Origin of the sequence: Cryobacterium sp. MP_M3 (assembly GCF_015752155.1) — a bacterium.
Taxonomy (GTDB): Bacteria; Actinomycetota; Actinomycetes; order Actinomycetales; family Microbacteriaceae; genus Cryobacterium.
In genome coordinates, this window is record NZ_JADOVI010000008.1 from 14703 (window position 1) to 27608 (window position 12906).

Here is a 12906-nt window from a genome sequence, read left to right on the forward strand (position 1 = left end):
ATGACCCGCACCGGCCTCGTGGCACGGGTGCTGATCGATTCGCCCCTGCCGCAGCTCGACCACCTCTTCGACTACCGCATCCCGGAAGAGCTCGCCACGCTCGCGCAGCCCGGAGTGCGGGTGCGCGTGCCGCTCCGGTCGGCCGGGCGGGTGGCCGACGGTTACCTGATCGAGGTCGTCGGCGGGGAGACGGCCGCCCCTCCGAGCGGGAGGGAACCGGCGACCCTCGACGGGGTCACCCCCGACTACCACGGCGCGCTCAGCCCGCTCGACGCGGTCGTGTCCGAGGCGCCGGTACTCACCCCCGAGGTCTGGAAGCTGGCCAGGCGGGTGGCCGACCGCGCCGCCGGCAACGCCAGCGACATCATCCGGCTCGCCGTCCCACCCCGGCAGGTGCGGGTCGAGAAGGCCTGGCTCGCCGGCCTGGCTGCGACGGCTGCGACGGCTGCGACGGCTGCGCCGGATGTGACGGCCCCCGTGGCCGCGCCGGCCGCCGCCGACCCGTCATCCGCGGCGCCGCACGTCTTCGCCGACTACCCGGCCGGCAGCCTCGACACCGTCGTCGCGGAACAGAAACGGCTCTGCGTCGCGGCAGTGCCGACGCTGATGCTGCTGCCGGGTGGACTCACCATCGGGCGCTGGGCGCACACCATGGCCGAGCTCGCCGTCGCCGCCCTCTCGGCCGGTCGGAGCAGCATCCTCGTCGTTCCCGACTACCGCGACCAGGACCAGGTCCAGGCGGCACTGGAGCTGCTCGCCCCCGCAGGCACGGTCAGCCGGGTCGACGCCCGCCAGCCCAACGCCGACCGGTACCGGGCCTTCCTCGCCTGCCTGGCCGCCGCCCCGCGGATCGTGCTGGGCAACCGCTCCGCCGTCTACGCCCCGGCGCATGACCTGGGCCTGATCGCGCTCTGGGACGACGGCGACCCCCTGCACGGCGAACAGCTCAGCCCCTACGTGCACGCCAGGGACGCCGCGCTGGTCAGGCAGGGCCAGGCCGGCTGCGCGCTCGTCTTCCTCGGGCACACCCGCACGGTCGAGGTGCAGCGCCTGGTCGAACTCGGCTGGCTCGGCCAGGTGCACCCCACCAGGAACCAGCACCCCCGGATTATCCCAACCGACTTCCAGGCCGAACCCGACCAGCAGGTCCGCGCCGCGCGCATCCCCACCGCCGCGTGGCAGGCCGCCAGGGAAGCCCTCCAGCACGGGCCCGTGCTCGTGCAGGTGGCGAGCCCCGGCTACGCGCCCATGCTCGCCTGCCAGACCTGCAAGAAGGCCGCGCGGTGCACCACCTGCCAGGGCCCGCTCGGCCTGGCCTCGGCGGCCGCGATGCCGTCCTGCCGCTGGTGCGGCGCCCTGGCGGCCGACTGGAGCTGCGTACACTGCGAAGGCCGCAAGCTGCGGGTCGTCACCCTGGGCACCGGCCGCACCGCCGAGGAACTCGGCCGGGCCTTCCCCGGGGCCAGGGTCATCATCGCCGACGGCGACCACCAGGTGCAGCAGCTCGGCGCGGAACCCGCCCTCATCATCGCGACCCGCGGCGCCGAGCCGATCCCGGCCGGCGGCTACCGGGCCATCCTGCTGCTCGACGGGGAACGGATGCTCGCCCGCGAGTCGCTCCGCGTCGGGGACGACAGCCTTCGCGCCTGGTGCAACACGGCCGCCCTGGCCGCCCCGGGGGCGGCCGTGATGCTCGTCGGAGTCGGCGGCACCCTCGCCCGCGCACTGAACGCCTGGCAGCCCGAGGCACACGCGGCAGCGGAGCTGGCCGACCGGCGGCAGCTGCGCTTCCCGCCCGCCGTGCGGGCGGCCTCCGTCACCGGCACCGCCGACGACGTCGCGGCGGCCCTCGTCGACCTCGACCAGGTTCCCGGGCTCGACGTGCTCGGCCCGGTGGCCACCGAGCCGCCCCTCGTGCGCGGAATCGTGCGCTTCCCCTACGCGAGCGGCGACGAGGCCGCCCGCCTGCTCAAGGCCGCCATCGTGCGGAACGCGGCCCGGCGGCGGCGGCCGAAGGGCGCTCCCTTCCGTGCGGCACCTACACTCAAAGTACGATTCGACGACCCGGAGCTGCTCTAAATGAAAATCGTCTTCGCGGGCACCCCCCAGGCGGCCGTGCCCAGCCTGGCGCTGCTGGCCGACTCTCGGCACGACCTCGTCGCCGTGGTGACCAGGGCGGACGCGCCGCTCGGCCGCAAGCGCACTCTCTCCCCGTCCCCGGTCGGGCAGGCAGCCGCGGACCGCGGCCTGCGCCTGCTCAAGACCAACCGGCTCGACGAAGCGGCGACCGCCGAGATCGCGGCCCTCGCCCCCGACCTGGGCGTGATCGTCGCCTACGGGGGACTCGTGCGGGAACCGCTGCTCTCCGTGCCGCGTCTCGGCTGGATCAACCTGCACTTCTCCCTGCTTCCCCGCTGGCGCGGCGCCGCACCGGTGCAGCGCGCCCTGATCGCCGGCGACGCGCGCACCGGCGCCGCCGTGTTCCAGCTGGTGCCCGAACTCGACGCCGGCGCGGTCTTCGCCCAGCAGTCGGAACCGATCGGACGGCACGCGACCGCCGGCACCCTGCTCGCCGGACTCAGTGAGAGCGGCGCCCAGCTGCTGCTCGGCGTGATCGACGACCTCGCCGCCGGGCGGGCGACCTCCCTCGCCCAGGCCGGGGAGGTCACCCTCGCCCCCAAGCTCACCCTCGACGACGCCCGGATCGACTGGGCCGCCCCCGCGGAAACGGTCTACAACCGGGTGCGCGGGGTCACCCCCGAGCCCGGCGCGTTCACGACGGTGAACGACGCGCGCCTCAAACTCCTCGAAGTCGCCCCGACCCATGGGGCCCTGCCGCAACCGGCGGGCTCGATTCGAGAGATCGACAAAAAAGTGCTGATTGGCACCGGGACAGAGCCGCTCGAGCTCGTCACGGTGCAACCGGCGGGAAAGACGGCAATGAAGGCAACGGACTGGTGGCGTGGAGTGGCGGCGACGGAGGTGGTCGCCTCATGAGCGACGAGCGCGGCCGGGGCCGGCAGCAGGAACGCCCGCGCCCGCAACACGATTTCGTCCAGCCGGCCAGGCGGGTCGCCTACGAGGTGATCGCGGCGGTGCGCGAATCCGACGCCTACGCCAACCTGCTGCTGCCCACCCGCATCAAGCGGGCCGCCCTGAACACGGCGGATGCCGCGCTGGCCACCGAGCTGACCTACGGCACCCTGCGAATGCAGGGGTTCTACGACCGGGTCATCGCCGAAGCGGCCGGGCGGCCGGTCTCCGCCATCGACCCGGCCATCCTCGACGTGCTGCGGCTCGGCGCCCACCAGCTCCTCGCGACCCGGGTCGCCACCCACGCCGCGGTGAACGAATCGGTCGAGCTGGCCAGGCAGGTCGGCTCGCGCGCCGCCACCGGCTTCACCAACGGGGTGCTGCGCACCATCTCCCGCTCCAGCACCGAGGAATGGCGGGAGCGGATCCTCGCCGACGCCACCGGGGAGGACGACCGACTCGCGATCGAACACTCGCACCCGGTCTGGGTGGTCCGGGCCTTCCGCCAGTCCCTGCGACTCGAGGGGCGCGAAGCCGAACTGGAAGACCTGCTCATCGCCGACAATGCGGCCCCCCGGGTGAACATGGTCGCCCTCCCTGGGCTCGTGCCCGCCGACGAGACGGCCGGCCTTGGCGAGCCCAACGCGTTCTCCCCGACCGGATTCGTGCTCGCCGGCGGAGACCCCGTGCACCTCATGCACGACCACAACGGCCGCATCCGCGTGCAGGACGAAGGCTCGCAACTGGCAGCCCTGGCCCTGAGCCGTGCCCGCCCGGCCGTCCCGGGCGAACGCTGGCTCGACCTCTGCGCCGGCCCGGGCGGCAAGGCCGCGCTGCTTGCCGCCGAGGCCCTCGCCGCCGGCGCCACCCTCGTCGCCAACGAACTCGTCCCCGCGCGGGCGACGCTCGTGCGCAAGGCCCTGGCCGCCGTTCCGGCCTCGGTCCCCGTCTGGGAAGAGGACGGCACCACCTTCGGTGATGCCCACCCCGAGGCCTTCGACCGGATCCTCCTCGACGCGCCGTGCACCGGCCTCGGCGCCCTGCGCCGCCGGCCGGAGGCGCGCTGGCGCAAACTGCCCCGGGACGTCGCGGAACTCAGCGACCTGCAGTCGGGCCTGATCGACGCCGCCCTCGGTGCCCTCAAGCCCGGCGGCATCCTGGCCTACGTCACCTGTTCGCCGCACATCGCCGAGACCCGGGGGATCGTGGCCACGGCGCTGAAGAAGTGGGGCGGCACGGTGCGCACCCTCGACACCGCCGGGATCGTTCAGGGCCTCGCGAATTCGCCGCTCGACCTGCCCGCCGACGGCGGGAGCGTGCAGCTCTGGCCGCACCGGCACGGCACCGACGCGATGTTCATCACCCTGCTCGAACGCACCGCCTAGCCTGCGCCGAATCGGACGGGCCGCAGGGCGGCGGCGGCGGCGGGCGGCGGGCGGATGCCACGGGCTAGGGTGAAGTCATGCCCTCCAGGATCAACCCGAGCATTCTCGCCGCCGACTTCGCCAACCTCGAACGGGAACTGGGGCGCATCCGCACCGCCGACCTCGTGCACGTGGACATCATGGACAACCATTTCGTGCCCAACCTCACGTTCGGCCCGCCCGTCGTCTCCCGCCTGGCCCAGGTTTCACCGCTGCCGTTCGACGTGCACCTGATGATCGAGAACCCCGAACGGTGGGCTCCCGGCTACGCGGAGGCCGGCGCCTTCTCGGTGACCTTCCACGCCGAGGCCACCACCAACCCGGTCGGCCTGGCGCGGAAGCTGCGCTCGATCGGCGCTCGGGCGGGCATCGCCCTCAAGCCGGGCACCGCGGTCGAGCCCTACCTCGAACTCCTGCCCGAATTCGACCAGGTGCTGGTGATGACCGTCGAGCCCGGTTTCGGTGGGCAGAGCTTCATGCCGTCGACCATGCGCAAGCTGAAGACGCTCTCCGAGACGGTGCGCAAAAGCGGTCTCGACGTCTGGGTGCAGGTCGACGGGGGCATCACCGAGGAGACCATCGTGGTCGCCGCCGAGGCCGGCGCCGACACCTTCGTGGCCGGTTCGAGCGTGTTCAACGCCGCCGACCCTGCCGCCCAGATCGCCCGGCTGCGCGCCGCCGCGGACGAACACCGGCACGCGCACTAGTAACCTAGGGGAGTGAAGACATTCGACGACCTCTTCGCTGAGCTGAGCGACAAAGCACTAACCAGGCCCGAGGGGTCTGGAACCGTGCGTGAGCTTGATGCCGGCGTGCACGCCATTGGCAAGAAGATCGTTGAGGAAGCCGCAGAAGTCTGGATGGCGGCCGAATTCCAAAGCGACGAGGAGACGGCGGCCGAGATGTCGCAGCTCATCTACCACGTGCAGGTGCTCATGCTGGCCAAGGGGCTCACCCCGGCCGACGTGTACCGGCATCTGTGACGGCCAGGCCACCGGCCGACTCCGTCCACCTCCCCGCCAACGCTGAAAGAACACCATGCTGAGAATCGCCGTGCCCAACAAGGGCTCGTTGTCCGAAACCGCCGCGCAGATGCTGGCCGAGGCCGGGTACACCGGCCGCCGCGACCCGCGCGACCTCGTCGTCGCCGATCCGCTCAACGACGTCGAGTTCTTCTACCTCCGGCCCCGCGACATCGCGACCTACGTCGGATCCGGAGCCCTCGACGTGGGAATCACCGGCCGGGACCTGCTGCTCGACTCCCGCTCGACCGCCCACGAGATCGCCAGCCTCGACTTCGGCGACTCCACCTTCCGCTTCGCCGGCCCCGCGGGCCGCTTCACCGACCTCTCCGACCTGGCCGGCCTCCGCGTGGCGACCAGCTACCCGGGCCTGGTCGAGGCGTTCCTCGCCCGGCACGACGTGTCGGTCACCCTCGTCACCCTCGACGGGGCGGTCGAATCCGCGGTGCAGCTCGGCGTGGCGGATGCCGTCGCCGACGTCGTCTCCACCGGCTCCACCCTGCGCAAGGCCGGCCTGGACATCTTCGGCCCGGTCATCCTCCAGTCGACGGCCGTGCTGATCACCGCCGAAAACGAGAAGCCCGGGATCGCGACCCTCCTCCGCCGGCTGCAGGGTGTGCTCGTGGCCCGCCAGTACGTGCTGATGGACTACGACATCCCGGCGGCCCTGCTCGACGACGCCTGCCTGCTGGCCCCCGGCATCGAGTCGCCCACGGTGTCGTCGCTGCACGACCCCGACTGGGTCGCCGTGCGGGTGATGATCCCGCGCCTGAACACCAACCACGTCATGGACGCGCTCTACGAGCTGGGCGCCAGGGCGATCCTGATCAGCTCCATCCACAACGCCCGCCTGTAACCAACGAGTCCGGGTAAGAGAATTGTCACGGAGGAAATCGTGAGTCTTGCTGTGCGGGTCATCCCCTGTCTCGACGTGGCCAACGGCCGCGTGGTGAAGGGCGTGAACTTCCAGAACCTGCGCGACGCGGGCGACCCGGTCGAGCTCGCCCGCCGGTACTACGAACAGGGTGCCGACGAACTCACCTTCCTCGACGTCACCGCGACCGTGGACAACCGGTCCACCACCTACGACGTGGTGCGTGCCACCGCGGAACAGGTGTTCATCCCGCTCACCGTCGGCGGCGGCATCCGCAGCGTCGAGGACGTCTCCCGGCTGCAGGCCAGCGGCGCCGACAAGGTCGGCGTCAACAGTGCGGCCATCGCCCGCCCGGCGCTGATCGGGGAGATCGCCGACCGCTTCGGCTCGCAGGTCCTCGTGCTCTCACTCGACGTGAAGCGCAGCGACCGGACCGAATCCGGCTTCGTCGTCACGACCCACGGCGGCCGCACCGAAACCGACCTGGACGCCCTGGCCTGGGCCGGCACCGCGATCGAACTGGGCGTCGGCGAACTCCTCGTGAACTCCATCGACGCCGACGGCACCAAGGCCGGCTTCGACCTCGAACTCATCCGGCTCATGCGGGAAATCAGCCGCGTGCCGGTGATCGCCTCCGGCGGCGCCGGACGGGCACAGGACTTCCCACCGGCGATCGCTGCCGGAGCGGACGCGGTGCTCGCGGCATCCGTCTTCCACAACGGCGAACTGACCATCGACGACGTGAAGCGGGAGCTCCGCGCCGCCGGGATGCCGGTGCGCTGATGAGCCACGCCAGACGACCCCAGCCCCACGACCGATGAACCCCGAACGAGAGGGCGCCACCATGAACGACCAGGCACTGTCATCCGTCGACGCCGGCCTCGCGCTGGCCGCCTTCAACGCCGACGGCCTGCTGCCGGCGGTGATCCAGCAGTGGGACACCGGCGAGGTGCTCATGCTCGGCTGGATGGACCGGGAGGCGCTGCGACGCACCCTCACCGAGGGCCGCGTCACCTTCTGGTCTCGCAGCCGCCAGGAATACTGGCGCAAGGGCGACACCTCCGGGCACGGGCAGTACGTGAAGTCCGCCGCCCTCGACTGCGACGCCGACACCCTCCTCGTGCAGGTCGACCAGGTCGGCGCCGCCTGTCACACCGGCACGCGCACCTGTTTCGACGGCCGGGGCATCGGCGTCGCCACCGGCACCCGCCCTGTCGCCTCCGCCGCCGCATCCGTCGAAACGGTGAACTGACCGTGGCCGTCGACGAAACCACGGCCGGCACGACGACGGCCGAACAGTTCGCCGCCCTCGGACAGGAGCACCGGGTCATCCCGGTCATCCGTGAACTCTTCGCCGACGGGGAGACCCCGGTCGGCATCTACCGGAAGCTCGCCGCCGGGGCGCCGGGCAGCTTCCTCCTCGAGTCGGCCGAACAGGGCGGGATCTGGTCCCGGTTCTCCTTCGTCGGGGTGTCCTCCTTCGGCGTGCTGACCCAGCAGGGGGACGACACCCGCTGGATCGACTACGGCGTGGACGCCGACCGCGCGCTCGGAGTCGCCGCCGGTCTCGGCCCGCTGGCGGCGCTCTCCGGCCTGTTCGAACGTTGGCGGACGCCGTGCCTGCCCGGGCACCCGCCGCTCACCGGCGGCCTGGTCGGTTTCATCGGCTGGGAAGCCATCCGCCAGATCGAACGTCTGCCGAACCGGCCGCCGGCCGACTACGACGTGCCGGGTGAGGCGTTCAGTTTCGTTGCCGACCTCGTCGCGATCGACCACAAGTACGGCACCGTGCAGCTCATCGCGAACGTGCTCAACGACGGCACGGACACCCAGGCCGAACTCTGGGCGAGCGCCCAGGCGAGGCTCGACTCCCTCCAGGCCCGCCTCGCGGCACCCTCGGAGGCGTGGCTCGCGGAGGTCGACCTGTCCACGGCGCCCGAACCGGAGATGCGCACCACCCGCGCCGACTTCCTCGCCTCGGTCGAGGTCGCCAAGCAGCGCATCGTCGACGGGGACATCTTCCAGGTCGTCATCTCCCAGCGCTTCGACCAGGCCTGCACCGCCGACCCGATCGACGTCTACCGGGTGCTCCGCAGCCTCAACCCCAGCCCGTACATGTACCTGCTCAGCCTCGAGTCCACGACGGGCGAACCGTACTGGATCGTCGGCTCCTCGCCGGAGGCCCTGGTCAAGGTGCAGCAGGACCGGGTGTTCACCCACCCGATCGCCGGATCGAAGCCCCGCGGGACCACACCGGAAACCGATGCCGACTTCGAAACCGAACTCGCCGGCGACCCCAAGGAACGAGCAGAGCACCTCATGCTCGTCGACCTGGCCCGGAACGACCTGCTCAAGGTCTGCGCGGCCGGGTCGGTGGAGGTCACCGAGTTCATGCGGATCGAACGGTTCAGCCACATCATGCACCTCGTCTCGTCGGTGGAGGGCAACCTCCTGCCCGGCAAGACCGCCATAGACGTGTTCCGGGCGACCTTCCCGGCCGGTACCCTGTCCGGCGCACCGAAGCCCAGCGCCCTGGCGATCATCGACGAACTCGAACCCACCCAGCGCGGCGTCTACGGGGGAGTGGTCGGCTACTTCGGCTTCGCCGGTGACGCGGACCTCGCCATCGCCATCCGCACGGCCACCATCATGAACGGCACAGCCCGGGTGCAGTCAGGTGGCGGCCTCGTCGCAGACTCCGATCCGGCATCCGAGTACCAGGAGTCGCAGAACAAGGCCGCCGCCCCGTTGCGGGCCGTGGCCGTGGCCAACGCCATGAAACGGGTGCGCTGAGTGTCCGCCCGCAGGCTCAAGCTCGCCGTTCTCCTGCTGGTGCTCGCCGCCAGCGCCCTGGCGCTGCTGGCCTGGACTCAGGTCTGGATCACCGCCGACGCCGTGCAACCCGGCTCGGCCGCGAAGACGCTCGCGGTCACCGGTTCGACCGCCGCGCCCGGCCTGACCGCACTGGCCCTCGCCGGGGTGGCCCTCGCGGGCGCGCTGACCATCGCCGGTCCCGTCATCCGGGTCGTCCTCGGCCTGCTCGAAATCCTGCTCGGCTTATCGGTCGGCCTCGCCGCCGCTCTCGCGCTCGGTGACCCGGCCGGAGCCAGCTCGGCCCTGATCACCGCGGCCACCGGGATCGCCGGCAAGGAATCCGTCACGGACGGAGTCGTCGCCTCGGTCTCGACGCCCTGGCCCTACCTGGCACTCGTCGCCGGCGTGGCGATGGCCGCGGCCGGCATCCTCATCCTCGTCACGGCCCGCCGCTGGCCGGGCCCCGGCTCCCGGTACCAGGCCGTGCGGTTCGCCGCCGCGGATGCTTCCGGCCACCCGGTCACCGACCCCTCCGGCGACCCGTCGAGCGACGCCGTCGACGACTGGGACGGGCTCACCCGCGGCGAGGACCCCACCGCTCGTCGCTGAAGACGATCACCGTCAGGCCGCTAGACTTGATCCGCACGTCAACGCACAAAAGGAGATCCATGAGCTTCGAGTCGGTAGACCCTGGCGAAGGCCATTCCATTGCGGCCTGGACCGCCGTCACCATCATGCTGCTGGCCATCGCCGTCGGCACCGTGGCGTTCTTCCTCGCGCTGTCCTGGCTCGTCTGGGCCTCGGTGGTGCTGCTGGTCGTCGGTCTCGGCGTCGGCTGGGTGCTGTCCAAGGTGGGCTACGGCGTAGCCGACACCCAGCCGCACGAAGGCCACTAGCCGAGTGCTTTCCGAGCTGCTAGCCGGGGCGATCGCCGACGCGGACCTCCGCCGCCGGGATCGCCCGTACTCCGCCGTCGAGGCGGACGCCCTCGCGCGCCCGGCCGCCATCGACGCCCTGTCCGCGCTCGCACCGGCGGATCGGGTGAAGATCATCGCCGAGGTGAAGCGGGCCAGTCCGTCCCGCGGCACCCTCGCCGAGATCCGCGACCCGGCCGCCCTGGCCGTGTCCTACGAGTTCGGCGGCGCGAGCGCCATCAGCGTGCTGACTGAGGGGCGCCGTTTCCTCGGCTCGCTGTCGGACCTCGAGCAGGTGCGTTCGGCCGTCTCGGTTCCGGTCCTCCGGAAGGACTTCATCGGCGACCCGTACCAGGTCCTCGAAGCCCGCGCCGCGGGAGCCGACCTCGTGCTGCTGATCGTCGCTGCCCTTGACCAGGCCACGATGGTCTCCCTGCACGACCTCGTCCGTGAACTCGGCATGACCGCCCTCGTCGAAACGCACAGCGCCGACGAGGTCGACCGTGCCCTCGACCTCGGCGCCGGCCTCGTCGGAGTGAACGCCCGCGACCTGTCCACATTCACGCTCGACCAGGACCTGTTCGGCCGACTGGCCGATCGGATCCCCTCCGGCGTGGTCCGGGTCGCCGAATCCGCGGTCAAGACGGCGGCGGATGTCGCGCACTACCGCGCCGCCGGAGCCGACGTCGTGCTCGTCGGCGAAGCGCTCGTCACGAGCGACCCCATCCGCACCCTCACCGAATTCCTGGCGGTATAGACATGTCCCTCAAAGCAGAAGCAGGCCCGTACTTCGGAGATTTCGGCGGACGTTTCGTCCCCGAATCCCTGGTGGCCGCGCTCGACGAACTCACCAACGAGTACACCCTCGCCCGCTCCGACCCGGCCTTCGCCGCGGAGCTGATGGAACTGCACCGCACCTACACGGGGCGCCCCTCCATCATCACCGAGGTGCCCCGGTTCGCCGCCGACGCCGGCGGCGCCCGCGTCATCCTCAAGCGCGAAGACCTCAACCACACCGGTTCGCACAAGATCAACAATGTGCTCGGCCAGGCCCTGCTCACCAAGCGGATCGGCAAGACCCGGGTGATCGCCGAGACCGGGGCCGGCCAGCACGGCGTGGCCACGGCGACCGCCGCAGCCCTGTTCGGGCTGGACTGCGTCGTCTACATGGGCGAAGTCGACACCGAACGGCAGGCCCTCAACGTGGCCAGGATGCGGCTGCTCGGCGCGGAGGTCGTGCCGGTCACGACCGGCTCCCGCACGCTCAAGGACGCCATCAACGACGCCATGCGCGACTGGGTGACCAACGTCGAGAACACCAACTACATCTTCGGAACGGTCGCCGGCCCGCACCCGTTCCCGGCGATGGTGCGCGACTTCCAGAAGATCATCGGCGAGGAGGCCCGCCAGCAGGTCCTCGACCTGACCGGGCGCCTCCCCGACGCGGTCACCGCCTGCGTCGGCGGCGGCTCCAACGCGATGGGCATCTTCCACGCGTTCCTCGACGACGCCGATGTGGCCCTGTACGGCTACGAGGCCGGCGGCGACGGCGCGGAGACCCTCCGGCACGCCGCCACGATCACCAAGGGGCGCCCCGGCATCCTGCACGGCGCCCGCAGCTTCCTGCTCCAGGATGAGGACGGCCAGACCGTCGAGTCCCACTCGATCTCCGCCGGCCTGGACTACCCGGGCGTCGGTCCGGAGCACTCCTGGCTGGCCAGTATCGGCCGGGCGACCTACCTGCCCGTCACCGATGCGGAGGCGATGAGCGCCCTGCGGCTGCTCAGCCGCACCGAGGGAATCATCCCGGCGATCGAGTCGGCACACGCTCTCGCCGGCACCCTCGACCTGGGCAAGCGGCTCGGACCGGACGCCACCATCCTGGTGAACCTCTCCGGCCGCGGCGACAAGGACATGGAAACCGCGGGCCGATACTTCGACCTGCTCGACGAGGGCGCGGCACAGCTATGACGACGACGACGAGCACGGTCGAATCCACCATCGCCCTCCGGCGCCAACAGGGCGGCGGGGCCCTGATCGGCTACCTGCCGGTCGGCTTCCCGACCCTCTCCGAGAGCATCGACGCGGCCGTCGCCCTCGTCGCCGGTGGTGTCGACATCCTCGAATTGGGCCTGCCGTACTCTGACCCCGTGATGGACGGCCCGGTCATCCAGGCCGCCACCCAGCAGGCCCTGGCCAACGGCTTCCGGCTGCGCCACGGCATCGAGGCCGTCGCGGCGATCACCGCCCAGGTGGATGCCCCGGTGCTCGTGATGACCTACTGGAACCCGATCGTGCAGTACGGCGTCGACCGGTTCGCCGACGACCTCCAGGTCGCCGGCGGCGCCGGGCTGATCACGCCCGACCTCATCCCCGACGACGCCGCGGACTGGGTCGCGGCCAGTGACCGCACCGGCCTCGACCGGGTATTCCTCGCCGCGCCGTCGTCCTCGGATGCCCGGCTCGCGCAGGCGGTGCAGGCGAGCCGCGGCTTCGTCTACGCCGTGTCCACGATGGGGATCACCGGAGCGCGCAGCGACGTCGACTCGGCGGCGCGGGTCCTCATCGACCGCCTGCGCGCGGTCGGGTCGACGAGCGCCTGTGTCGGGCTCGGCATCTCCACCCCCAGCCAGGTGCGGGAGATCCTCGGCTACGCCGACGGCGCCATCGTCGGCTCCGCGCTGGTGAAGGCCCTCGCCGAAGGGGGAGTCCCGGCCGTCGCCGCCCTCGCCCGCGACCTCGCCGCCGGGGCCAGGGACATCCGACCCGCAGTCTGAGGTATGTTGACCGAGGCGGTCGTTCGACGCCTCGACAGTTTTGTCGGG

General features: G+C 71.5%; 14 protein-coding genes. All 14 read left to right on the top strand.

Annotated elements, in window-relative coordinates; translation table 11 throughout:
- Positions 1-2079, top strand: a complete 2079-nt coding sequence (locus IWX89_RS10550; protein ID WP_196903529.1) for a primosomal protein N' — start codon at positions 1-3, stop codon at positions 2077-2079.
- Positions 2080-2997 carry a methionyl-tRNA formyltransferase gene (gene fmt, locus IWX89_RS10555; protein WP_196903530.1) on the top strand — a complete coding sequence of 306 codons (918 nt, stop codon included), beginning with the start codon at positions 2080-2082 and terminating at the stop codon, positions 2995-2997. It abuts the gene before it with no gap.
- Positions 2994-4418 (top strand): RsmB/NOP family class I SAM-dependent RNA methyltransferase, encoded by a 1425-nt coding sequence (locus IWX89_RS10560; RefSeq protein ID WP_196903531.1) that lies wholly within the window; start codon positions 2994-2996, stop codon positions 4416-4418. The genes fmt and IWX89_RS10560 overlap by 4 nt, the downstream gene beginning before the upstream one ends.
- 77 nt (positions 4419-4495) lie before the next feature.
- Positions 4496-5164 (top strand): ribulose-phosphate 3-epimerase, encoded by a 669-nt coding sequence (gene rpe, locus IWX89_RS10565; protein WP_196903532.1) that lies wholly within the window; start codon positions 4496-4498, stop codon positions 5162-5164.
- A 12-nt stretch (positions 5165-5176) separates the two neighbouring features.
- Positions 5177-5440, top strand: coding sequence for a phosphoribosyl-ATP diphosphatase (locus tag IWX89_RS10570; RefSeq protein WP_196903533.1), 264 nt, complete (start codon positions 5177-5179; stop codon positions 5438-5440).
- Positions 5441-5495: 55 nt separating this feature from the next.
- Positions 5496-6335: an ATP phosphoribosyltransferase gene (hisG, locus tag IWX89_RS10575; RefSeq protein WP_196903534.1), complete on the top strand. Its 840-nt coding sequence runs from the start codon at positions 5496-5498 to the stop codon at positions 6333-6335.
- A gap of 39 nt (positions 6336-6374) precedes the next feature.
- Positions 6375-7136, top strand: coding sequence for an imidazole glycerol phosphate synthase subunit HisF (hisF, locus tag IWX89_RS10580; RefSeq protein ID WP_196903535.1), 762 nt, complete (start codon positions 6375-6377; stop codon positions 7134-7136).
- A 61-nt stretch (positions 7137-7197) separates the two neighbouring features.
- Positions 7198-7605, top strand: a complete 408-nt coding sequence (gene hisI, locus IWX89_RS10585; protein ID WP_196903536.1) for a phosphoribosyl-AMP cyclohydrolase — start codon at positions 7198-7200, stop codon at positions 7603-7605.
- A 2-nt stretch (positions 7606-7607) separates the two neighbouring features.
- Positions 7608-9146 carry an anthranilate synthase component I gene (locus IWX89_RS10590; RefSeq protein WP_196903537.1) on the top strand — a complete coding sequence of 513 codons (1539 nt, stop codon included), beginning with the start codon at positions 7608-7610 and terminating at the stop codon, positions 9144-9146.
- A complete protein-coding gene (locus tag IWX89_RS10595) occupies positions 9147-9776 on the top strand; it encodes a Trp biosynthesis-associated membrane protein (RefSeq protein WP_196903538.1) in 630 nt (209 codons plus the stop codon). It abuts the gene before it with no gap.
- A gap of 59 nt (positions 9777-9835) precedes the next feature.
- Entirely contained in the window at positions 9836-10063 is a 228-nt protein-coding gene (locus IWX89_RS10600) for a DUF6704 family protein (protein WP_196903539.1), read from the top strand.
- Between the two features lie 4 nt (positions 10064-10067).
- On the top strand, positions 10068-10838 hold the full coding sequence (gene trpC, locus IWX89_RS10605) for an indole-3-glycerol phosphate synthase TrpC (RefSeq protein WP_196903540.1): 771 nt from the start codon (positions 10068-10070) through the stop codon (positions 10836-10838).
- A gap of 2 nt (positions 10839-10840) precedes the next feature.
- Positions 10841-12052 (top strand): tryptophan synthase subunit beta, encoded by a 1212-nt coding sequence (gene trpB, locus IWX89_RS10610; protein ID WP_196903541.1) that lies wholly within the window; start codon positions 10841-10843, stop codon positions 12050-12052.
- Positions 12049-12858: a tryptophan synthase subunit alpha gene (gene trpA, locus IWX89_RS10615; RefSeq protein ID WP_196903542.1), complete on the top strand. Its 810-nt coding sequence runs from the start codon at positions 12049-12051 to the stop codon at positions 12856-12858. Before trpB ends, trpA begins: the two co-directional genes overlap by 4 nt.
- Positions 12859-12906: the final 48 nt, after the last annotated feature.